The sequence below is a fragment of the Streptomyces bacillaris genome (assembly GCF_003268675.1).
In the GTDB taxonomy this organism is placed as follows: Bacteria; Actinomycetota; Actinomycetes; order Streptomycetales; family Streptomycetaceae; genus Streptomyces; species Streptomyces bacillaris.
Map to the genome: position 1 here is coordinate 3,974,824 of NZ_CP029378.1, position 22,236 is coordinate 3,997,059.

The window sequence follows — 22,236 nt, forward strand, 5'->3', positions numbered from 1 at the left end:
CAGCGCCCGTCCTGCCCGGATACGGGGTCCGGCCGCTCCCTCCAGGTACGGGCACGACGAGGACGCCGGTCCGCCGCAGACCTTCGGGGGCTGCGGCGGACCGGCGTCCTCTTGTTGTCGCTTCTACGGCTGTGGGGTTACGGGTACGGGGCGGCGCCCGCCGTCAGGCGCGGTCGTCGTGGCCCGGGACGTCCCCTTCGGCCTCCGCCTCGGCCTGCTTGGCCTCGACCTCCGGGTCGAGCACGGCCCGGCCGCTGCCGTCGACCGTGCCGAGCGGCGCGCGCTCGTCGCCCACCTCGGTGGCGACCGGCGGCTCGACCAGCCAGTCCGGGTTGGCCTGCTTGTCCCACCAGCGCCAAGCGGCGTAGGCGCCACCGGCGAGGATGCCCAGCACCAGGAGCCCCTTGGTGGCCCGGCCGGCCCTGGCCCGCCGCTCGTGCTTGCGGGCCAGCTTCTGGATCTCCTTGGCCGTGACGTTGCTCCGGAGCGCGGCGAGCGCCGCGGCGCTGCGGGCCGAGGCCTGCTCGGCCACCGGCTGGGCCACCGCCCGGGCCTGCTCGACGCGCGGCGCGGTGTACTCGGCGGCGGTCCTGGCGGCCTTCCGGGTCGAGTGGGCGGCGCGCTGCGCGGCCTCGTCGACCTTCGGCGGCACATGGGTCAGGGCCTGTTCGAGGCGCGGGGCGAGATGGGACTCGTACTGGACACGGGCCTGCTTGGCCGCCTTCGTCACCTTGGGCGCGAGCCGTACGCGGGCCTCGTGCGCATAGTGGGCAGCCTGCTCCCTGGCCGAGTCGGCGTACGGCGCCACCACTTCCGCGGCGTGCTGCGCGCTGTCCCTGGCCGAGTCGGTTGCGGCGCGCACGCTGTCGATGCGGGTCACGGGATCCTCCTCCTTGGTGGCGGGTAGGTACTCCGCCTTTCCGCCCAATTCGAAATCATGCCTGTCACGGCCATGTCCGGCACGCAGGACGGGCATCCGGGTCATGGTCACTATTTCCGTCAGAACTGCTCAAGGCGTCTCAAGACGTTTCAAGTCGGGAGAACGGTGCAAGTGAAGCGTTCCGACGACCATGCCACGGTTCGGTGCGGAACGCGCCGCTCCATCAGGCATCCGGCCGTACATTCCCCGGTACGTGGGAGGATTCGGCGTACGTCAGCTCAGCGAAGGACGAGGGAAGGCAGACCGTGGCCGAGCAGCTTTACGCCACCTTGAAGACCAACCAGGGCGACATCGAGATCCGGCTCCTGCCGAACCACGCCCCGAAGACGGTGAAGAACTTCGTCGAGCTGGCCACCGGACAGCGCGAGTGGACCAACCCGGAGACCGGGCAGAAGTCCACGGACCGGCTCTACGACGGGACCGTCTTCCACCGGGTCATCAGCGGGTTCATGATCCAGGGCGGCGACCCGCTGGGCAACGGCACCGGCGGTCCGGGCTACAAGTTCGCGGACGAGTTCCACCCGGACCTGGCCTTCACCAAGCCGTATCTGCTGGCCATGGCCAACGCGGGCCCGGGCACCAACGGTTCGCAGTTCTTCCTGACCGTCTCGCCCACCGCCTGGCTGACCAACAAGCACACCATCTTCGGCGAGGTCGCCGACGACGCGAGCCGCAAGGTCGTCGACGCCATCGCCGCCACCGAGACCAACCCGCGCACCGACCGTCCGCTGAACGACGTGGTCATCGAGTCCGTGGTCGTCGAGACCCGCTGACCGCCCGCCCCGACGGGAACCAACCGCCCCGCCCGTCCGTAGTGATACATAGCGGACCAGCGGGGCGTCCGTGTGTGCGGCGCCCGGGGTGAGACCGAGAGGCAGGCCAGGACCGATGCACCAGCAGCCGCCGGCGGACCGGGGCGTACCGGAAGGCGGTCAGGCCCTCCCGAGCTGCTACCGGCACCCGGGCCGGGAGACCGGGATCAGCTGCACGCGCTGCGAGCGGCCGATCTGCACCGAGTGCATGGTCAGCGCCTCCGTCGGTTTCCAGTGCCCCGACTGCGTGCGCCAGGGCTCCGGCACCGGCCACCACCCGGCGGCCAGTCGGCCGCGCACGCTGGCGGGCGGGACCGTGGCCGCCGACCCGCGACTGATCACCAAGATCCTGCTCGGCATCAATCTCGTGGTCTTCGTCGTGGTCGCGGCTGCCCCGGAGTCCCTGCTCGACGATCTGGTGCTGCTCGGCCGGGCCTGGGACCCGACGCCGCCGCCGGGCTCGATCGAGGGTGTCGCCGAGGGGCAGTGGTATCGCCTGGTGACCTCGATGTTCCTGCACCAGGAGGTGTGGCACATCGGGTTCAACATGCTGGGGCTCTGGTGGCTCGGCGGGCCGCTTGAGGCCGCGCTCGGCCGGGTCCGCTTCCTGGCGCTCTATCTGCTCTCCGGGTTCGCGGGCAGCGCGCTGATGTATCTGATCGCCGCGCCGAACCAGCCTTCGCTGGGCGCGTCCGGCGCGGTCTTCGGGCTGTTCGGCGCCACCGCCGTGCTGATGCGCCGGATGAACTACGACATGCGCCCGGTGCTGGTGCTGCTCGCGATCAACCTGGTCTTCACCTTCACCATGGGCGGCATCGCGTGGGAGGCCCACGTCGGAGGTCTCGTCGCGGGCGCCCTGATCGCGGTCGGCCTGGTGCACGCCCCGCGTGAGCGGCGTACGGCGGTGCAGGCCGGGACCTGTGCGCTGGTGTTCCTGGCCTCGGTGGCGATCGTCGTCGCCCGCACGATGTCCCTCACCTGAGTCCCTGGGGAACGGTTCGCCCCCAGGACAGACCACAGTTGTCCACAGTGGGGGCAGGATCTGTGCATGGCAAGGGGAACATCTGTGCCCACCGTCGCTGAGCTGGGTTTTCCCGTGGTAGCACACGGCGCAGCCCCCCTCGGGAGAGGGGGGCTGCAGTCACACCGGCGTCAACTTGAGTGGAGGTTATCCACAGATCGTCTGACCTTTTCCCCCAGCTGTGGATAACTCTGTGGGTAACTCAGGGCAGGGCTTGCGCGGAGGGGTCCGTCACTTCCACTGGGTCGACACGGCGAAGCCGCCGGCGATGAAGCCGAAGCCGACCACGATGTTCCAGTTGCCCAGGGCGTCGATCGGCAGACTGCCTTCGGTCACGTAGAACACCACGATCCAGGCCAGCCCGAGGAGGAACAGGGCCAGCATCACCGGAGCCACCCAACTGCGGTTGGTCAGCTTGATCGCCGTTGCTTGCTTCGCCGGGGGCGGCGTGAAGTCGGCCTTCTTGCGGATACGTGACTTCGGCACGAGGGACTCTCCTGTCGATGCGCTGCGTGACCGCGCAGGGATCTGTGGCGGGCGCCGGGGCGGGGCGCCAGGGGGAATGCTGCCGCCCCCGGGCGTCCGTTAGCGTAGTGCTTCCATGGCGCCCGATGAGATAAGGGTACGTTGAGCAATTCTGCCGACTCTCCCGAAGGTCCGGCCCGGTCCACCTCCGTGTGGGCGGCCCGGGGGCTCACCGCTGCCGTCTTCGCCCTCGCCGGGCTCATCTTCGTCACCAGCGCCAACACGGCCAAGGGCACCAATCTGCGCAGCGACTCCTCCCTGCTCAAGCTCTCCGACCTGATCCGGGAGCGCAGCGAGAACAACGCCGAGCTGAACGATTCGGTCGCCGCCGCCCGCGCGGACGTGGAGGCCCTCGCCCAGCGCGACGACGGCTCCACCGAGGCCGAGGACGCCAAGCTGAAGGCCCTGGAGAAGGCGGCCGGCACCACGAAGATCACCGGCGACGCCGTCAGCGTCACACTCAACGACGCCCCGCCGGACGCCACCGCCAACCCCGGCTACCCCGAGCCCCAGCCCAACGACCTGGTCATCCACCAGCAGGACCTCCAGGCCGTCGTGAACGCCCTGTGGCAGGGCGGGGCGCGCGGCATCCAGGTCATGGACCAGCGGCTGATCTCCACCAGCGCGGTCCGCTGCGTCGGCAACACCCTGATCCTCCAGGGCCGCGTCTACTCCCCGCCGTACAAGGTCACCGCCGTGGGTGACCCGGGCAAGCTGAGGAAGGCGCTCGACAACTCCACCGCGATCCAGAACTACCAGCTGTACGTGAAGGCGTACGGGCTGGGCTGGAAAGTCGAGGAGGACGACGCGGTGACTCTTCCCGGTTACTCGGGCACAGTGGACCTCCACTACGCGAAGCCCGTGGAGTGAGCCCGGGCTGACCCCCGGGAGGCCGTCCGGTGTCGTCACGACCGTCGGAGCGATCGGTACCGCCCGTCCCGTTACGGCTCGTCGTCAGGACCTTCAGCGAGCTGTGCATCACCGTGGGCGCCCTGATCATCCTGTTCGTCGCCTACGTCTTGTCATGGACGGGCGTCAAGGCCGCCGACGCGGCCGAGGGCGAGATCGCGACGCTCCACAGCCGCTGGGCCCAGCAGCGGCCCGCGGCCCCTTCCGCCATCGCCTCCCCGCCCCCGTACGAGGACGGGAAGCCGTTCGCGACGATGTACGTCCCCCGCTTCGGCGCCGGATGGGAGTGGCCGGTGCTGGAGAACACCGAGGCCAGGACCTTGCAGAAGGGGCTCGGCCACTACAGCGGGACCGCCCGCCCGGGGGAGACCGGCAACTTCGCGGTGGCCGGGCACCGGCGGACGTACGGGGACCCCTTCAAGGACTTCCCCCGGCTCCGCCCCGGGGACGCGGTGATCGTCAACGACGGCACGACCTGGTTCACGTACCGCGTCGCCCGCGAGCCCTACCGGACCGTGCCCACCGACACCGCCGTCGTCGACCCCGTCCCCCGGCGCTCCGGCTTCGAGGGCCCGGGCCGCTATCTGACGCTCACCACCTGCGAGCCCGAGTGGGGCAGCAGCCACCGGCTGATCGCCTGGGCCCACCTGGACGCGACCCGGCCGGTGGGCGCGGGGAAGCCGCCGGAGCTTACCGCCTGACCTGGGCCGGGCCGGGGTTTTCCACAGGCTGACCCACTCTCCGGCCGCAGCCCTCTAATCTGGTGCGAGTACCGAATGGAGGGGTCAGCATGTACGGCTGGATCTGGCGGCATCTGCCGGGCAACGCGTGGGTGCGGAGCATCATCGCGCTCGTGCTGGTTCTGGCGGTGGTCTACGCGCTGTTCCAGTACGTCTTCCCCTGGGCGGAGCCGCTGCTCCCGTTCGGTGACGTGACCGTCGACGGCGACAGCGCCGGTGGGGCAGGAGCCGGGCAGTGAGCGCACGCATCCTCGTCGTGGACAACTACGACAGCTTCGTCTTCAACCTCGTCCAGTACCTCTACCAGCTCGGCGCCGAGTGCGAGGTGCTGCGCAACGACGAGGTGACCACCGCCCACGCCCAGGACGGCTTCGACGGCGTCCTGCTCTCCCCCGGCCCCGGCACGCCCGAGCAGGCGGGGGTCTGCGTGGAGATGGTGCGCCACTGCGCGGACACCGGCGTTCCGGTCTTCGGCGTCTGCCTGGGGATGCAGTCCATGGCCGTCGCGTACGGCGGTGTCGTCGACCGGGCCCCCGAGCTGCTGCACGGCAAGACCTCGCCGGTCAGCCATGAAGGAAAGGGCGTCTTCGCCGGGCTGCCCTCCCCCTTCACCGCCACCCGCTACCACTCGCTCGCCGCCGAACCGGCCGCGCTCCCGCCCGAGCTGGAGGTCACGGCCCGCACGGCCGACGGCATCATCATGGGCCTGCGCCACCGGGACCGGGCCGTGGAGGGCGTGCAGTTCCACCCCGAGTCCGTGCTCACCGAGTACGGCCACCTGATGCTCGCCAACTGGCTGGAGCAGTGCGGTGACCAGGGGGCCGTGGCGCGGTCGGCGGGGCTCGCGCCGGTGGTGGGCAAGGCCGCGGCGTGACCGAACCCCGCCCCGAGGACGGCCCCGGACTCCAGGGCCCGTACGTGCCAGGGACGTACGGGGCCGACGGGGCGTTCACGTCGGCGGTGGAAGGACTCGCGGACCCGCTCGGCGACCCGCTGCCGGGGCAGCACACCTCCCCGTGGTTCCGGAGCGAGGCCACCCCGGGGGAGGGCGGTCCGGCCGCCGCCCGCCCGCAGGCGTACGGCCCTGAGCAGGCGCAGGAGGCCCCGGGCGAGTGGTACGACCCCGACGGGTACCAGCGGGACTGGTACGGCCCCCAGCAGGCCCCTGCGGCCTCTCCCGCGCCCGCTCCGGCCGATGAGACCATCGGGCTGCGGACCGCCGACACCCGCCGAATAGTCACAGACCCGGGCGAAAGGCCTGATCCGCCCCAGGCGTACGCGCCGACCGACGTGCCCCGGCCGTACGACCCCGCCGATCCGTACGAGCCCGCTCCGGAGCCGTACGCGCCCCCAGGGGAACGGACCGCCACGGATCCGTACGCGCCGACCGCCCGGCCGGTCTCCGCCGGGCGGCCCGAGCAGGCCGAAGCGTACGAGGCCGCCACCGATCCGTACGAGCCCCCCACCCGCCCCGAGTCCGCCGAGCCGGTCACCGGGGGGCGGGCCGAGCGGCGGCGGGCGGCCAAGGGGCGCGGGCGCCGTTCCGGCCCGGCGGCCCCGGCGGCCTCCACCCCCGCCGCCCCCATGACCCGGATGGAGGCGCGGCGCGCGGCGAAGGCCGCCAAGGACAGTCCGGCCGTCGTCGCCAGCCGGGCCGTCGGCGAGATCTTCATCTCGCTCGGCGTCCTGATGCTGCTCTTCGTCACCTACCAGCTCTGGTGGACCAACGTCCGGGCCGAGCAGATCGCGGGCAAGGAGACGGACAGGATCCAGGAGGAGTGGGCCAACGGGGCGGGCAAGCCCGGGGTGTTCGCGCCGGGCCAGGGCTTCGCCATCATGCACATCCCCAAGCTGGACGTCGTCGTCCCGATCGCCGAGGGCATCAACAAGGAGAAGGTCCTCGACCGGGGCATGCTCGGCCACTACGGCGAGGGCAAGCTGAAGACGGCGATGCCCGAGGACGAGCAGGGCAACTTCGCCGTCGCCGGCCACCGCAACACCCACGGGGAACCGTTCCGCTACGTCAACAAGCTCGTCCCCGGCGATCCGATCGTGGTCGAGACGAGGGACGCGTACTACACGTACGAGATGACCAGCATCCTGCCGCAGACCTCGCCGTCCAACATCTCGGTGATCGAGCCGATCCCGGCCGGTTCCGGGTTCACCGAGCCGGGCCGGTACATCACGCTGACGACCTGCACCCCGGAGTTCACGAGTACCTACCGGCTGATCGTCTGGGGCAAGATGGTCGACGAACGGCCGCGCGACGAGGGAAAGCCCAAGGCGCTCGTGGGCTGAACATCATCAGGACAGGGGCGGTGCGGTGGCAGCGAGGACCGAGCACGACGAGCGGACCGGCGCACCCGCGTCCACGCCCCCGGCACCCCGCCGTGCCCGGCACCCGATCGCCACGGCCGTCAGTGTCTTCGGTGAGCTGCTGATCACCGCGGGCCTGGTGCTCGCGCTCTTCGTCGCGTACTCCCTCTGGTGGACCAACGTGCTCGCCGACCGCGAGGCGGGCCGACAGGGCGACACCGTACGGGAGAACTGGGCGGACGCCGGGCCCGGTGCGCTGGACACCAAGGACGGCATCGGCTTCCTGCACGTCCCCGCCATGGAGAACGGCGAGGTGCTGGTCAAGAAGGGCACCGACCCCAAGACCCTCAACAACGGCATCGCGGGCTACTACACGGACCCGGTCCCCTCCGCCCTCCCCTGGGACGACGAGGGCAACTTCACGCTGGCCGCCCACCGGGACGGGCACGGCGCCAAGTTCCACAACATCCACAAGCTGAAGAACGGCGACCCGGTCGTCTTCGAGACCAAGGACACCTGGTACGTCTACAAGGTCTACAAGACGCTCCCCGAGACCTCGAAGTTCAACGTCGACGTGATCCAGCCGGTCCCGGAGGAGTCGGGCGTGAAGAAGCCCGGCCGCTACATCACGCTGACGACCTGCACCCCGGTCTACACCTCGAAGTACCGCTACATCGTCTGGGGCGAGCTGGAGCGTACGGAGAAGGTCGACAAGGACCGTACGAAGCCGGTGGAACTGCTCTAGGGCCTCCCGTTCAGCCTCCCGCCCACGACGAAGGGCCCCGGTCACCATCATGGTGACCGGGGCCCTTCCCCGTACGGATTGCGGGCTACCGGCCCGACGGGCCTCCGAAGATGCCGCCGCCGCCCTGGTCCCCGCCGCCGCCCGGGGTGGCGAAGATGTTGACCGCGGAGTTCTTGTCGACGGTCTCACCGACCCCCGGCTGGACGACGGCCACGATGGCGTTGTCGTCCTGCGAGCCCTGGACGTTGCCGACCTGGAGGCCCGCCTCCTGGAGCTTCGCCTTGGCCTCTCCGAGCTTCATGCCCTGGATCTGCGGGACCTGGGTCTTCTCCGGCTCCGGCGGCTCGGTCGGGCCCTTGGAGACCTTGAGCACGATCTGCGCGTCCTTGGCGTGCTTGCCGGGCTGCGGGGTCTGCTCGATGACCGTGTCCTTCGGCTCCTCGGAGTCGACGTCGGTCCGCGAGATGTTGGTGAAGCCGATGCCCCGCAACTGCTGTTCCGCGGCCGCGAAGGTACGGGTGCGCATGTCGGGCAGGTCCAGGGTCTCCTTCTTGGCGACCGTGATGGTCACCTCGGAGCCGTCCTCCGCCTCGCTGCCGCCCTTGGGCTTCTGCTCGATGACCGTGCCCTCGGTCTTGTCGGACTCGACCGCGGTGACGTTGACGCTGAAGCCCTTGTCCTCCAGGGCCTTGCGGGCGCCGTCCTCGGACTTCTCCAGGACGTCGGGCACCTCGACCTTCGGGGCACCGGAGGAGACCATGACCGTGACGGTCCCGTTCTTCTCCATCGTGCCGTCCTTCGGGTCCTGCGAGCAGACCTTGCCCTTCTCCTGCTGCTCGCACGGCTCCTCGCCGCCGACCTTGAGGACGATCTCCGATCTCTCGGCCAGCTGTTCCGCCTCCTCGACGGTGGAGCCGACCAGGTTGGGCACGGAGATCTGGGCGTCGGTGCCGGAGTCGCTGAAGACGGCCTTGCCGATCAGGATCGCGCCGATGAGCACCAGGATGCCCGCGACGACCAGCAGGATCGTCGAGAGGTTGCTCTTCTTCTGCGGCTGCTGGCGCCGTCGGCCCGCGCGGTCGTCGTAGCCGTAGCCGCCGTCGTCGGGGTTGACCGGCGGCAGCATCGACGTCTGCTGGTTGTTGGGGTCGGTGGCGCGCAGGGCGGTGGTGGGCTGGTCGGCGTTGTAGCCGTCGTACCCCCCGTACCCGGCGGCACCCAGCCCGGCCGCGGCAGCGACCGGCCGGCCGTCGAGGCAGGCCTCGATGTCGGCCCGCATCTCGTCGGCGGACTGGTAGCGGTAGTCCGGGTCCTTGGTGAGCGCCTTCAGCACGATCGCGTCCATCTCGGGCGTGATCTCGGGGTCGAAGGTGCTCGGCGGCTGCGGCTCCTCGCGCACGTGCTGGTAGGCCACGGCGACGGGCGAGTCCCCGACGAACGGGGGCCGGACCGCGAGGAGTTCGTAGAGGAGGCAGCCGGTGGAGTACAGGTCGGAGCGGGCGTCGACCTGCTCGCCCTTGGCCTGCTCCGGGGAGAGGTACTGGGCGGTGCCGATGACCGCGGCGGTCTGCGTCATCGTCATGCCGGAGTCGCCCATGGCCCGGGCGATGCCGAAGTCCATCACCTTGACCTGGCCGGTGCGCGTCAGCATGACGTTGGCCGGCTTGATGTCGCGGTGGACGATCTGGGCGCGGTGCGAGTACTCCAGGGCCTGGAGGATCCCGACCGTCATCTCCAGCGTGCGCTCGGGCAGCAGCCGGCGTCCGGAGTGCAGCAGCTCCCGCAGGGTCGACCCGTCGACGTACTCCATCACGATGTACGGGATGGAGACCCCGTCGACGTAGTCCTCGCCGGTGTCGTAGACGGCGACGATCGCGGGGTGGTTGAGCGAGGCGGCCGACTGGGCCTCACGGCGGAACCGGGCCTGGAAGGACGGGTCGCGGGCCAGATCGGCCCGGAGCGTCTTCACCGCTACGGTGCGGCCGAGCCGGGTGTCGTGGGCGAGGTAGACCTCGGCCATGCCACCACGGCCGAGCACCGAGCCCAGCTCGTACCGGCCGCCGAGGCGACGCGGCTCTTCCATAACTGTTCCAGCCCTCTCCGTCAGTCCTGACCGCACCCGTGTGTGTGGTCCGGCGGTGCGCTGTTCGCGCATACGCTACCGGGCACGGGTGGAGTGATCAGCCCGCACCCGGCAGCCGATATCCGACCGGTATCCGATGTCCGGTATGGGCCGACGGCCGTAGTGACGGGGCTCACTACTTGTTGTCGACGACCGCCTTCATCACGCTCTTCGCGATCGGGGCGGCCAGCCCACCACCCGAGATGTCGCCCCGGTTGGCGTTGCCGTCCTCGACCACGACGGCGACGGCGACCGGGGAGCCGCTGTCGGTCTTCGCGTACGAGATGAACCAGGCGTACGGCTTCTCGCTGTTGTTCAGACCGTGCTGGGCGGTACCGGTCTTGCCGCCTACGGTGACGCCGGGGATCTGTGCCCTGGTTCCCGTTCCGTCGTTGACGACGGTCTCCATCATCTGCTGGAGCTTCTGGGCGTTCTCCCCCGACATCGCCCGGCTGAGCTCCTCGGGCTCGTGGGTGTAGATGTCGTCCAGGTCGGGCGCCTGGCGCTTGGCCACCATGTACGGCTGCATCAGCTTGCCGTCGTTGGCGATGGCGGCGGCCACCATGGCCATCTGGAGGGGGGTGGTCCGGTTGGACGCCTGGCCGATGCCGGCCATCGCGTTCTGCGGCCGGTTGTCCTCGGGGTAGATGCTCGCGTCGGCGCGGACGGGCGTGAAGACTTCCTTGTTGAAGCCGAACTTGTCCGTCTGCTCGATCATCTTCTTGTTGCCGAGATCGTCGCTGATCTTCCCGAAGACGGTGTTGCACGAGACCCGCAGGGCTTCGCGCAGCGAGGCGTCCTCACAGGGGAGGTCGCCCTGGTTCTTGAGCTGCACCGTGGACTGGGGCAGCGTCCAGGGCAGCGGGGAGTCCGTCTTGCCGTCGATGTCGTCGTAGAGCCCGTTCTCCAGGGCCGCGGCGGCGGTGACGACCTTGAAGGTGGAGCCGGGGGGATAGGTCTCGCGCAGCGCCCGGTTGAGCATGGGCTTGTCCTCGTCCTTGAGGAGCTTCTGCCGGGCGTCCGAGTCCTTCATGGAGTTCCCGGCGAAGACCGAGGGGTCGTACGAGGGGGTGCTCGCCAGGGCGAGGACGGCCCCGGTCTGCGGGTCGAGCGCGACGACGGCGCCCTTCTTGTTGCCGAGCCCGTTGAAGGCCGCCTTCTGCGCGGCGCCGTTGAGGGTGGTGACGACGTTGCCGCCGGACTTCTTCTTGCCGGTGAACATCGACAGCGTCCGGTCGAAGAAGAGCTGGTCGCTGTTGCCCGTGAGGATGCCGTCCTCCAGGTTCTCCAGCTGCGAGGAGTCGAAGGCCTGCGAGGAGTAGCCGGTCACGGGGGCCCAGAGGGGGCCGTCCTTCCAGACCCGCTTGTACTTGAAGTCGCTGTCCTCGGTCTCGACGGAGCCGGTGATCGCCTTGCCGTCGACGATGATGTCGCCGCGCTCGTGGGCGTAGCGCTCGATCTGGACGCGGCGGTTGTACTTGTGGCTGTTCAGCTCGTCCGCCCGGACGTACTGGAGCCAGTTGTCCCGGATCAGCAGGGCGAGGACGAGGATCCCGCAGAAGATCGCGATCCGGCGGAGCGGCTTGTTCACGGTCGGACCACCTGGGTCATCTCGGCGTCCGTGGTGGGAGCGGGCGCCGGGGCGGGACGGCGGGCGGTGTCGCTGATCCGGATCAGGATGGCGATCAGCGCCCAGTTGGCGAGTACGGAGGAGCCGCCGGCCGCCAGGAACGGCATGGTCATACCGGTGAGCGGGATGAGGCCCATCACACCGCCGGCGACGACGAACACCTGAAGGGCGAACGAGCCGGAGAGGCCGATCGCGAGCAGCTTGCCGAACGGGTCGCGGGCGGCGAGCGCGGTGCGTACGCCGCGCTCGACGATCAGACCGTAGATGAGGAGCACGGCCATCATCCCGGCGAGCCCCAGCTCCTCGCCGACGGTGGCGAGGATGAAGTCGGAGTTGGCGGCGAAGCCGATCAGGTCGGAGTGACCCTGGCCGAGGCCGGTCCCGAGGGTCCCCCCGGAGCCGAAGGCCATCAGCGACTTGGCCATCTGCTCGCTCGCCGCCTGCTCCCCCCAGCCCGCGAACGGGTCGAGCCAGGCGGTGACGCGCTGCTGGACGTGCGGCTCGAACGTGGCGACGCCGACCGCGCCGACCGCCGACATCAGCAGACCGAAGACGATCCAGCTGGTGCGCTCGGTGGCGACGTACAGCATCACGACGAACATGCCGAAGAAGAGCAGCGAGGAGCCGAGGTCGGTCTCGAAGACCAGGATCAGGATCGAGAACGCCCAGACCATCAGGATCGGGCCCAGGTCACGGCCGCGGGGGAGGTACAGGCCCATGAACCGGCGGCTGGCCAGCGCCAGCGCGTCCCGCTTGACCATCAGGTAGCCCGCGAAGAACACCGTGATGATGATCTTGGCGAACTCGCCGGGCTGGATCGTGCCGACGCCCGGGATCTTGATCCAGATCTTGGCGCCGTTCACCGCGGGGAAGAACATCGGCAGGATCAGCAGGACCAGCGCCACGACCATCGAGATGTACGTGTAGCGCTGGAGGATGCGGTGATCCTTCAGGACGACCAGGACGGCGACGAGCAGGGCCACGCCGATCGCGGAGAACAGCAGCTGCTTCGTGGCGGCGGGCGCGAACGTCTTGAGGGCCTGGAACCGCTCCGACTGGTCTAGGCGCCAGATCAGCGCCAGCCCCAGCCCGTTCAGCAGCACGGCCAGCGGCAGCAGCAGCGGGTCGGCGTACTTGGCGAATCTGCGCACCACGAGGTGGGCGACGCCGCCGAGCAGGGCGAGCCCCGCCCCGTAACCGAGCATGCCCGAGGGCAGTTCGCCGTTGAGGGCGAGGCCCACGTTGGCATAGGCGAACACCGAGATGGCGACGGCGAAGATGACCAGCGCCAGCTCGGTGTTGCGGCGGCTCGGTGCGTCGATCGCGCCGATGGTGGTCGTGTTGGTGACAACGCTCATGGTGCTGAAGGCCCCCTACGGCTTACTGCTTACCGCACTGCGGGACCAGCTTCTTCTCTTCCTCCGAGAGGCTGGGGCCGGGAGTGGGAGTCGCGGTGGTCGGCTTGGTCCCCGTGGCGGGGGGCGTGGCGGAGGTCTCCGCCTCCGCTTCGGCCGCGCGGCGCTGCGCGTCCTTCTTGCAGGCCGAGGCCTGGGCGGCGAGTTCGTCGACCTTCTTGCGGGCCTCGGCGAGACTGCCCTCGGCGATCGTGGCCTCGACCTGCTTGCGCTGGTACGGCGGCAGGTACTTCAGCTCGATCTCGGGGTGGTCCTTCTCGACCTCGGAGAGCGAGATCCAGGCGAGGTCCTGGCTGATGCCGCGGAACAGCGCCACGTTGTCGTTCTGCACGCCGACGTAGAACTGGGTCTGCGTCCAGCGGTGGCCGCCGTAGAGAGCGCCGCCGATCACCGCCAGGGCCAGCACCGTGAAAACGGACCGCTTGAGCCATTTACGGCCGCCGCGCGGCTTGGGGAGGTCGTCGTCGGTGTAGGAGTCGTATGAACCGTCGGGCAGGGAGCCGTAGTCGGCCTCACCGCTGCCGGGCGGGCCGAAGCCGCCGGAGGCGGGCGGGACGGCGCGGCCGAGACCGGCCGCGCGCCCGGCGGGGGTCTGCATGGCCCCGCCGTCGTTGAGGACCGTCTGGTTCTCCGCGACCGCGCCCACGACGACCGGGGTGTCGTTGAGCCGGCCCGCCAGGGTGTCGTTGTTGTCGACGTCCAGGACGTCGGCCACGATGCAGGTGATGTTGTCGGGGCCGCCGCCGCGCAGGGCGAGCTGGATCAGCTCCTGGATGGTCTCCTGCGGGCCCTGGTAGCTGGCCAGGGTCTCTTCCATCGTCTGGTGCGAGACCACGCCGGAGAGGCCGTCGGAGCAGATCAGATAGCGGTCGCCGGCCCGGACCTCGCGGATGGAGAGATCCGGTTCGACGTGGTCGCCGCTGCCCAGCGCGCGCATCAGCAGGGAGCGCTGCGGGTGGGTGGTGGCCTCTTCCTCGGTGATCCGGCCCTCGTCGACCAGGCGCTGCACCCAGGTGTGGTCCTGGGTGATCTGCGTCAGGACGCCGTCGCGCAGCAGATAGGCGCGGGAGTCGCCGACGTGCACCAGACCGAGCCGCTGGCCGGTCCAGAGCAGGGCGGTGAGCGTGGTGCCCATGCCCTCCAGCTGGGGGTCCTCCTCGACCATGACGCGCAGCTGGTCGTTGGCCCGCTGCACCGCCGTGGCCAGGGAGGTGAGGATGTCCGAGCCGGGGACGTCGTCGTCGAGCTGGACGAGCGTGGAGATCACCTCGGAGCTGGCGACCTCACCGGCCGCCTGGCCGCCCATGCCGTCGGCGATGGCGAGGAGACGCGGGCCGGCGTAGCCGGAGTCCTCGTTCCCCTCCCGGATCATGCCTTTGTGCGATCCGGCGGCGAAGCGCAGGGACAGACTCATGCGCACCTGCCCGGTCGACGCCCCGTCGGGGTACAGCCTGTCTCGAGCCACACTGCCCACCCTCCGGTCGGGAACCGGGCCGCGTCCGTCGTCCGGGCCGCCGCGGCTCGCTCGCTCCGCTCGCTCATTGTCGTACTACTTCCGCAGCTCGATGACGGTCTTGCCGATACGGATCGGCGCGCCCAGCGGAACGGGCGTCGGGGTGGTGAGCCGGGTCCGCTCCAGATAGGTGCCGTTGGTGGACCCGAGATCCTCCACGATCCACTGGCCGTCCCGGTCGGGGTAGATCCTGGCATGCCTGCTGGACGCGTAGTCGTCGTCCAGCACGATCGTGGAGTCGTGTGCCCGGCCCAGGGTGATGGTCTGTCCCTGGAGGGCGACCGTGGTGCCCGTGAGGGTGCCTTCGGAGACGACCAGCTTGGTGGGTGCCCCGCGGCGCTGGCGCCCGGACTGCTGGCGCTGCTGGGGCGGTGCCGCCTGCTGCTGGCGGCCCTGCTGCGGGCGCGTGTCACCGGCAGTGCGGCGTGAGCCGCGCTGCGTGACGCGCGTTCCGAACAGATCGCTGCGGATGACCTGGACGGCCACGATGACGAACAGCCACAGAACGGCCAGGAAACCTAGCCGCATGACCGTCAGGGTCAGCTCTGACATTGCCCCCGCTTCACCCTTCGGCTTGCCGGTAAACGATGGTGGTGCTGCCCACGACGATCCGCGAGCCGTCGCGGAGCGTAGCGCGGGTGGTGTGCTGCCCGTCCACCACGATGCCGTTGGTGGACCCGAGATCCTGGATCGTCGAGGGCGTTCCGGTCCGGATCTCACAGTGCCGGCGCGATACGCCGGGGTCGTCGATCCGCACGTCGGCGTCGGTGGATCGTCCCATCACCAACGTCGGGCGGGAAATCTGATGGCGGGTGCCGTTGATCTCGATCCAGCGCCGCACCTGGGCGTCCGGCATCGAGCCGGGGCCGGTCGGCGGGCGCCGGTCGCCCAGGGCCGGGGGCCGTCCACCGCCGGGCGGCGGGGCCGTGGGCATCGGCGGGGCGGCGGCCGGGGGGTACCCGTAGCCACCGGGGGACTGCGGGGCGGCGGGCCGCTGGTACGGATCGGGCTGGTCCGGCTGTGACGAACTCGACGCCAGGGTGCGGCTGCGCACCCGGTAGAGACCGGTGTCGAGGTCGTCGGCCTTCTCCAGGTGGACCTTGATCGGCCCCATGAAGGTGTAGCGCTGCTGCTTGGCGTAGTCGCGCACCAGGCCGGACAGCTCGTCGCCCAGCTGGCCCGAGTACGGGCTGAGCCGCTCGTAGTCGGGGGTGCTCAGCTCGACGATGAAGTCGTTGGGGACGACGGTCCGCTCGCGGTTCCAGATCGTCGCGTTGTTGTCGCACTCCCGCTGGAGGGCGCCGGCGATCTCCACCGGCTGCACCTCGGACTTGAAGACCTTGGCGAAGGTGCCGTTGACCAGCCCTTCGAGGCGCTGCTCGAAACGCTTCATGACCCCCATGGGGCACCTCCTCCGGTGTCATCGTCCCTGTACTGCTTACTGATCGTATCCACGCGTCGGGAAATCGGCTGGTTCCCCTTCTCTGCCCTGTGGATGAGTGTCACCCCTCACACGGATCGTAGAGGGGGCCTCCTCACAGTGTCCCGCACACGCGATGCTCTCTGGAGGAGTGGGGGCGACGGCTCCGCGTTCCCGATTCCCGTCCCGGGGTGGGCGAAACAACGGATGTGAATCCACCCTGTCCAGCGTGCTAATCTTCCGGATGTCGCCAGGCGCTCGCACCACACAGGTGAGAGAGAGTCTGGAAACACCACTCTTGCGCGAGTGGCGGAACGGCAGACGCGCTGGCTTCAGGTGCCAGTGTCCTTAGGGACGTGGGGGTTCAAATCCCCCCTCGCGCACAGCGACAGTCGCTTGCGACCGTCGAGTTGAATCGGGAGAACCCCCGCTCCGGAGAGATCCGGAGCGGGGGTTCTTCGTTGTTTCCCGCTGTATGCCTCTCTTCCTGCTGTGTCCGCGCGCTCTGTCCGCAGCCTTTCCGTGTTGTTCCGTGAGCTGTGTCGGTCCCGGGGTGCCGGGGTAAACAGGCAGGGCGGTCGGTATGGTCCGGCGGTGGACCGGGCGGTCGGCGGGGCGTCTCCGGGGCGGTTGCCGGAGCGGTTTCCGGACAGACCGATGGTCTGCGAGGCGGCATACATGCATACGCTGGCCGTAGAGGCTGGATCGACGGCTGCTCGGCAGTGAAGGGCTGAGCGCACAGAACGTCCCGGAGGCAGGAATGGCGAAGCAGGCTCGCGCGGTGCAGACGTGGCGGTCGATCGTGGATGCCGCGGCGAGTGTCTTCGACGACTACGGCTACGAGCGCGCCGCCATCTCGGAGATCCTCCGCCGGGCCAAGGTGACCAAGGGGGCGCTGTACTTCCACTTCGCCTCCAAGGAGGCCATCGCCCAGGCGATCATGGACGAGCAGACCTCCACGGTCGATTTCGTCCAGGAGGGATCGCCTCTCCAGTCCCTGGTCGACGGCGGCCAGCAGTTCGCCTTCGCACTGCGCCACAACTCGATGGCGCGGGCCGGGACCCGCCTCTCCATCGAAGGCGTCTTCCTCGGCGGCCCCCACCCGTGGGGCGACTGGATCGACGCGACGGCCCGGATGCTGGAGCTGGGCAAGGAGCGGGGCGAGGTGCTGCCCCATGTCGATCCGATGATCTCCGCCAAGGTCATCGTGGCCTCCTTCACGGGTATCCAGCTGATATCGGAAGCCGACTCGGGGCGTGCGGATCTGCGTGAGCAGGTGGCCGAGATGTGGCGGCACATCCTTCCCTCGATCGCCAACCCCGGTGTCATCGCCCACATCAAACCGGAGGGCCGGGTGGATCTCGCGGCCCAGGCGAGGGAGAAGGCGGAGCAGGCCGAGCGGGAGGCCCGGGAGATCGCCGCGGCGGCGGAGGCGGCCCGTGGGGCGGCGGCGGCCGGCCGGAACAGCGGGGGCGCCCACCGTGGCGGCGGGGCGGCTCGCAGTACGCGAGACCAGCCCGAGGGCGAAGGCGCCGACGAGCCTGCCGGGGCCGGGGTGACGGCCGGTGGTCTGGTCTGACGTCTCGGACGTTTCACGTGAAACGTTCAGTGGCTTGCGCGCTCGCGAGCAGCTTCTCCAGGTAATTCTGGACAAAATCATCCGGGGCGGACGGGTGCGGGGGAACGGCGGTACGGTCGTGCTCGGTCGCTGGTGAGCAGCACCGTCGGCCGGGGCGGGTGACCGGGCCGGCCGGAGAGCTGACGAGGGTGGGGGAGGCGACGCTCCATGGGCGTCATCGAAGGCACGGGCGTCGACAGAGACGCGGGGCTTGCCGGGGGTACGGACTCGAGTGCGCGTACGGGCGGGGGTGCCGGCTCGGACGTGAGTGCGGGGTCTTCTGGTGCCGGGGCCGATGCCCGTATTCCGGTGGTGCCCGGGTTCGCCCGGCGCGCGGAGGCCGGATCACCGAGGGCGGCGGGCAAGGCGCTCCGCGGCCGGGTCCCGCGCTCCGCGCACAGCTCGCTTGTCCTGCCGTCGGGCCGTCCCGACGCGGTGCGGGCCGTCGAGGAGTCCAACCGGGGCCGGGTGCCGGGACTGGCGCCGATCCGGGTGGGACGGATGGCCGCCTCGCCCTTCGCTTTTCTGCGCGGCTCGGCCGGGCTGATGGCCCACGACCTGATGGGGACCCCGGTCACCGGGGTGGGCGCCCAGCTCTGCGGTGACGCCCACGCGGCCAACTTCGGCCTCTACGGCGATGCCCGGGGCAGCCTGGTCATCGACCTCAACGACTTCGACGAGACCGTCTTCGGCCCCTGGGAGTGGGATCTCAAGCGGCTCGCCACCTCGCTCGTGCTGGCGGGCCGGGTCGCCGGGGCGGACGAGGAGACCTGCCGCAAGGGCGCGTACGACACCGTCGGCGCCTACCGGCGCACCATGCGGCTGCTGGCGCGGCTGCCCGCGCTCGACGCCTGGAACGCCATCGCGGACGAGGAGCTGGTCTCGCACACGGACGCCCGCGATCTGGTCGGCACCCTGGAGCGGGTCTCCGAGAAGGCCCGCAGGAACACCAGCGCCCGGTTCGCCGCCCGCTCCACGGAGGACTGCCCGGACGGCGGCCGGCGCTTCGTCGACGCGCTGCCCGTGCTGCGCCGGGTGCCGGACGCGGAGGCCGCGGCGGTGGCGGCCGGGCTCGGCGGCTATCTGTCCACGGTCTCCGAGGACCGGCTGCCGCTGCTGGCGCGGTACGCGATCCACGACGTGGCGTTCCGGGTGGTCGGCACCGGCAGCGTCGGGACCCGCTCGTACGTCGTCCTGCTGCTCGACCACCGGGGCGAGCCGCTGGTCCTCCAGGTGAAGGAGGCGCGTCCGTCGGCGCTCGCGCCGTATCTGCCCGCGGTCGGCTTCGAGCCGCCGCAGGAGGGTCACGAGGGCCGCCGGGTGGTGCTCGGCCAGAAGCGGATGCAGGTCGTCAGCGACATCCTGCTCGGCTGGACGGACGTGGACGGCAGGCCGTACCAGGTACGCCAGTTCCGTAACCGCAAGGGCAGTGTGGACCCGGCCGCGCTCACCGTCGAGCAGGTCGACGACTACGGGCGGATGACCGGGGCCCTGCTGGCCCGCGCTCACTCCCACAGCGCCGACCCCCGGCTGCTCGCCGGGTACTGCGGCAAGAACGACGAACTCGACGCGGCGATCGCCGACTTCGCGGTGGCGTACGCGGACCGTACGGAGGCGGACCACGCGGAGCTGGAGCGGGCGATCAAGTCGGGCCGGGTGGCCGCCGAGCGGGGTATATGAGCCGCGCACGGGTGTAGCGGGGGCGGGTGGGGGTCCGGGAGGCCGGGTCCTCGTCCGTACGGGGGGCCGGCCGGGAGCCGTGCGGTACGGGGCGGGCGGCGGGGGCCATACGCTGGACGGGTGACCCACGAAGCCGCCAGGGTGCCTCCCACCCGGAACGATGACGACCGGCCGGACGACGCCCGGCCCGCCGAGCCGCAGACCGCGCCGGAAGCGACGGACTCCGCGGACACCTCGGACGCCTCCGCCGGGGAGGCCGGTGCCGCCTCCTCCTCCGCCGCCTCCTCCTCGGACTCCTCGGACGGTGGTCCGCAGGGTGGCGATGAGCGGCCCGAGGCGCGGCTGGCCAAGGCCGTGCAGGTCGCGGAGCAGGCGCTGATCGAGTTCGAGATCGCGGTGGAGACCTTCCGGGTGGAGGTCGAGAACTTCTCCCGGCTGCACCACCAGAAGCTCGGCCCGATGTACGCCCGCCTCGACGAGCTGGACGCGCAGATCGCGGAGGCGCGGGCCGCGCGGACCGGTGACCCCGAGGATCTGCGCAAGGCCAAGGAGGCCCGGGACATCGTCTTGCCGATGCCCGGCGTCGACGAGCTCTTCCACGACTGGATGGACTCCGACGGGCTCTCCCCCGAGGCCTCCGCCATGCTCACCGAGCAGCCGGTGCGGCCGCCGAAGCGGGTCAGGCCGAGCGAGGAGGCCCGCCGGCTCTACCGGGAGCTGGCCCGCAAGGCCCACCCCGACCTGGCCCAGGACGAGCCGGAGCGGGAGCGCCGGGACGAGTTCATCACCCGCGTGAACGCCGCTTACGGACGCGGGGACGTGGAGCTGCTCAAGGAGCTGGCGGCGGAGTGGGCCGCGGGCCCGGCGAAGCCGCTGCCGCCGCTGAGCGAGAGCGAGGAGCTGTACGCCCGGCTGGAGTGGCTCAGTCGGCGCAAGGAGCTGCTGACGGTGCTCGCCAAGGAGCTGGAGGAGAGCGCGATCGGCTCGATGCTCCGGATGGCCCCGGACGACCCGGACCAGCTGCTGGAGGACATCGGGGACCAGCTGCTGGGCGAGGTGTCCCGGCGGGAGGCCGAACTGGCGGAGCTGGTGCAGTAGCGTTCCCGGTGACGTGGCCGCGTACGTACGAGAGAAGGCATGACCCATGAATTTCGCCCCGCTGCCCTCGGTGGACGTCGCCCAGGTGCCGTCGGACGGCCTTGTCCTGGACGTGCGCGAGAACGACGAGTGGGCGGCCGGTCATGTCGAGGGCGCGCTCCACATCCCGATGAGCGACTTCGTGGCCCGGTTCGGTGAGCTGACCGAGGCCGCCGAGGACGGCCGCCGCGTCCATGTGATGTGCCGGGTCGGCGGCCGGTCCGCCCAGGTCACGCAGTACCTGGTCCAGCAGGGGATCGACGCCGTGAACATCGACGGCGGCATGCTCGCCTGGGACGGGGCCGGGCGCCCGATGGTCACGGACAACGGGGCCTCGGCCTTCGTCCTCTGAGGCTCTTTCCGGTCCGGCCCGCCCTGATCCGGATCACCCTGGTCCGGCCCGCCCTGATCTGGATCGCCTCGGTCCGGATCGTCCCGGTCCGGCCCGCCCCGGTTCTCCGGGGGCGGTGTCAGGACAGCGGGTGGTCGGCCAGCAGGTCGCCCAGCGCCGCTTCGTGGGCCGCCGCCGGGCCGAGGGAGAGTTCGATCTGCTTCGCCCAGGCGTGGAAGCGGTGCAGCGGGTAGTCGGTGTCCGCGCCGAAGCCGCCGTGCAGGTGCTGGGCGGTCTGCACGATGCGCCGCACCCCGTCGGAGGCCCAGATCTTCGCCACGGCGATGTCGCCCGCCGGGGGCAGCGGGCCCCCGGCGCCGGTGGAGATCCGCCAGGCGGCCTGCCAGAGCGTCACCTCCATCGCCCGCAGGTCGATGTACCGGTCGGCGGCCTGCACCGCCACCGCCTGGAACGTGGCGACGGGAAACCCGAACTGCTCACGCTTGCCGGTGTATTCGGCGGTCATCGCAAGCACCCGCTCGCCCAGGCCGAGCGCCAGCGCGCAGGTCCCCGTGGTGAGCAGGGACCGCAGCCACTCCCAGGCCCCGGCCGCGTCGATCACTTCGTGGGCCTCGACCCGCACGCCGTCGAGCCGCACCTCCGCCAGGCGTTCGCCGTTGGTGGAGACCTGGTCGGCCAGGGTGACGCCCGCGCCTGCGGGGTCCACGAGGGCCAGGACGGTCCGGCCGTCGGCGGTGTGGGCGGGGACGGCGATCCGGTCGGCCGCCTGCGCCCAGGGGACCGCCGACTGCACGCCGTCCAGCACCCAGCCGGAGGCTGTTGAGCCCGCTCCCTCCGGCCGTGCGGTGACCGCGCGTTCGGCCGGGGCGTGGCCGGTGCTGCCGTTGGCTGCGGCGGTCAGGACCAGCTCGCCGCGCACGGCCCGGGGCAGCAGCTCCGCCGCGAGGGCGCGCTCCCCGTACCGCCCGACCGTCATTGCCACCGCGCAGCTCTCCAGCAGCGGGACCCTGGCCAGCACCTTGGCCGACTCGCGCAGGACCAGGCAGAGCGCGACCGGGTCGAGGCCCGCGCCCCCGTACTCCTCGGGGAGCGTGAGGCCGAGCAGATCCGAGGCCGTCAGCGCGCCCCAGAGCCTGCGGTCGATGTCCTCGGCCACCGCGCCCGGGGTCAGGGCGGGGCTGGGCACGCCGTCGGGCGCGACCCCGGAGAAGACCGCCCGGGCCGCCTCCACGGCCGCCCGCTGTTCCTCGGTGAAGGTGAAGTCCACTGTCCCGGCCTCCCGTTGGCAGTCCTGGCGGGCCGTCAAGATAGAACAGGTTCTAGGAGAAGGGAACAGGTTCT

21 protein-coding genes and 1 tRNA gene are annotated in these 22,236 nt (G+C 70.7%); 13 read left to right on the forward strand and 9 right to left on the reverse strand.

Annotated features, from left to right (window positions below; translation table 11 throughout):
* Nucleotides 1–163: 163 nt before the first annotated feature.
* On the reverse strand, nt 164–880 hold the full coding sequence (locus DJ476_RS17200; RefSeq protein WP_112492547.1) for a DUF5324 family protein: 717 nt from the start codon (nt 878–880) through the stop codon (nt 164–166).
* A gap of 305 nt (nt 881–1,185) precedes the next feature.
* Between DJ476_RS17200 and DJ476_RS17205 the strand changes: the two genes are divergently transcribed.
* Nucleotides 1,186–1,713 (forward strand): peptidylprolyl isomerase, encoded by a 528-nt coding sequence (locus DJ476_RS17205; RefSeq protein WP_070200854.1) that lies wholly within the window; start codon nt 1,186–1,188, stop codon nt 1,711–1,713.
* A gap of 115 nt (nt 1,714–1,828) precedes the next feature.
* A complete protein-coding gene (locus tag DJ476_RS17210; RefSeq protein WP_019761820.1) occupies nt 1,829–2,734 on the forward strand; it encodes a rhomboid family intramembrane serine protease in 906 nt (301 codons plus the stop codon).
* Nucleotides 2,735–3,004: 270 nt separating this feature from the next.
* On the opposite strand, the gene crgA is transcribed toward DJ476_RS17210, so the two are convergent.
* The gene (gene crgA, locus DJ476_RS17215) at nt 3,005–3,259 is read right to left on the reverse strand and encodes a cell division protein CrgA (protein WP_018489814.1); all 255 of its coding nucleotides are present in this window, start codon (nt 3,257–3,259) and stop codon (nt 3,005–3,007) included.
* Between the two features lie 141 nt (nt 3,260–3,400).
* Between crgA and DJ476_RS17220 the strand changes: the two genes are divergently transcribed.
* The 6 genes from DJ476_RS17220 to DJ476_RS17245 all read left to right on the forward strand — a co-directional run bounded on the left by DJ476_RS17220 (nt 3,401) and on the right by DJ476_RS17245 (nt 8,008).
* A complete protein-coding gene (locus DJ476_RS17220; RefSeq protein WP_241565576.1) occupies nt 3,401–4,168 on the forward strand; it encodes a DUF881 domain-containing protein in 768 nt (255 codons plus the stop codon).
* A 29-nt stretch (nt 4,169–4,197) separates the two neighbouring features.
* On the forward strand, nt 4,198–4,908 hold the full coding sequence (locus DJ476_RS17225; protein ID WP_112490961.1) for a class E sortase: 711 nt from the start codon (nt 4,198–4,200) through the stop codon (nt 4,906–4,908).
* Between the two features lie 89 nt (nt 4,909–4,997).
* On the forward strand, nt 4,998–5,186 hold the full coding sequence (locus tag DJ476_RS17230; protein WP_018489811.1) for a hypothetical protein: 189 nt from the start codon (nt 4,998–5,000) through the stop codon (nt 5,184–5,186).
* Nucleotides 5,183–5,821: an aminodeoxychorismate/anthranilate synthase component II gene (locus tag DJ476_RS17235; protein WP_019761818.1), complete on the forward strand. Its 639-nt coding sequence runs from the start codon at nt 5,183–5,185 to the stop codon at nt 5,819–5,821. The genes DJ476_RS17230 and DJ476_RS17235 overlap by 4 nt, the downstream gene beginning before the upstream one ends.
* Nucleotides 5,818–7,245 (forward strand): class E sortase, encoded by a 1,428-nt coding sequence (locus DJ476_RS17240; RefSeq protein WP_112490962.1) that lies wholly within the window; start codon nt 5,818–5,820, stop codon nt 7,243–7,245. The genes DJ476_RS17235 and DJ476_RS17240 overlap by 4 nt, the downstream gene beginning before the upstream one ends.
* A 25-nt stretch (nt 7,246–7,270) precedes the next feature.
* Nucleotides 7,271–8,008 (forward strand): class E sortase, encoded by a 738-nt coding sequence (locus tag DJ476_RS17245; protein ID WP_093749626.1) that lies wholly within the window; start codon nt 7,271–7,273, stop codon nt 8,006–8,008.
* An 85-nt stretch (nt 8,009–8,093) separates the two neighbouring features.
* Here DJ476_RS17245 and pknB read toward each other — a convergent pair whose 3' ends face one another.
* From pknB to DJ476_RS17275, 6 genes are all read right to left on the reverse strand, one after another.
* Complete coding sequence (pknB, locus tag DJ476_RS17250; RefSeq protein ID WP_103418433.1) at nt 8,094–10,091, reverse strand: Stk1 family PASTA domain-containing Ser/Thr kinase; 1,998 nt, start codon at nt 10,089–10,091, stop codon at nt 8,094–8,096.
* Nucleotides 10,092–10,266: 175 nt separating this feature from the next.
* Nucleotides 10,267–11,721, reverse strand: coding sequence for a peptidoglycan D,D-transpeptidase FtsI family protein (locus DJ476_RS17255; protein WP_103418432.1), 1,455 nt, complete (start codon nt 11,719–11,721; stop codon nt 10,267–10,269).
* Nucleotides 11,718–13,118, reverse strand: a complete 1,401-nt coding sequence (locus DJ476_RS17260) for an FtsW/RodA/SpoVE family cell cycle protein (RefSeq protein WP_053560361.1) — start codon at nt 13,116–13,118, stop codon at nt 11,718–11,720. The genes DJ476_RS17255 and DJ476_RS17260 overlap by 4 nt, the downstream gene beginning before the upstream one ends.
* Nucleotides 13,119–13,140: 22 nt before the next feature.
* Nucleotides 13,141–14,589 carry a Stp1/IreP family PP2C-type Ser/Thr phosphatase gene (locus DJ476_RS17265; protein WP_103418431.1) on the reverse strand — a complete coding sequence of 483 codons (1,449 nt, stop codon included), beginning with the start codon at nt 14,587–14,589 and terminating at the stop codon, nt 13,141–13,143.
* Nucleotides 14,590–14,724: 135 nt separating this feature from the next.
* Nucleotides 14,725–15,240: an FHA domain-containing protein FhaB/FipA gene (locus DJ476_RS17270; protein WP_019762355.1), complete on the reverse strand. Its 516-nt coding sequence runs from the start codon at nt 15,238–15,240 to the stop codon at nt 14,725–14,727.
* A 10-nt stretch (nt 15,241–15,250) separates the two neighbouring features.
* Nucleotides 15,251–16,090, reverse strand: coding sequence for an FhaA domain-containing protein (locus DJ476_RS17275; protein WP_112490963.1), 840 nt, complete (start codon nt 16,088–16,090; stop codon nt 15,251–15,253).
* Between the two features lie 318 nt (nt 16,091–16,408).
* On the opposite strand from DJ476_RS17275, the gene DJ476_RS17280 reads away from it, so the two are divergent.
* The 5 genes from DJ476_RS17280 (at nt 16,409) to DJ476_RS17300 (ending at nt 20,895) form a co-directional block, all read left to right on the forward strand.
* Nucleotides 16,409–16,491 (forward strand) — tRNA-Leu (locus tag DJ476_RS17280).
* Between the two features lie 377 nt (nt 16,492–16,868).
* Nucleotides 16,869–17,687 carry a ScbR family autoregulator-binding transcription factor gene (locus DJ476_RS17285; protein WP_112490964.1) on the forward strand — a complete coding sequence of 273 codons (819 nt, stop codon included), beginning with the start codon at nt 16,869–16,871 and terminating at the stop codon, nt 17,685–17,687.
* 207 nt (nt 17,688–17,894) lie between these two features.
* Nucleotides 17,895–19,406 (forward strand): DUF2252 domain-containing protein, encoded by a 1,512-nt coding sequence (locus DJ476_RS17290; RefSeq protein ID WP_241565575.1) that lies wholly within the window; start codon nt 17,895–17,897, stop codon nt 19,404–19,406.
* Between the two features lie 120 nt (nt 19,407–19,526).
* On the forward strand, nt 19,527–20,504 hold the full coding sequence (locus DJ476_RS17295; RefSeq protein ID WP_112490965.1) for a J domain-containing protein: 978 nt from the start codon (nt 19,527–19,529) through the stop codon (nt 20,502–20,504).
* Nucleotides 20,505–20,550: 46 nt separating this feature from the next.
* Nucleotides 20,551–20,895, forward strand: coding sequence for a rhodanese-like domain-containing protein (locus tag DJ476_RS17300; protein WP_018489798.1), 345 nt, complete (start codon nt 20,551–20,553; stop codon nt 20,893–20,895).
* Between the two features lie 118 nt (nt 20,896–21,013).
* On the opposite strand, the gene DJ476_RS17305 is transcribed toward DJ476_RS17300, so the two are convergent.
* Nucleotides 21,014–22,162 (reverse strand): acyl-CoA dehydrogenase family protein, encoded by a 1,149-nt coding sequence (locus DJ476_RS17305; RefSeq protein WP_112490966.1) that lies wholly within the window; start codon nt 22,160–22,162, stop codon nt 21,014–21,016.
* Nucleotides 22,163–22,236 lie beyond the last annotated feature (74 nt).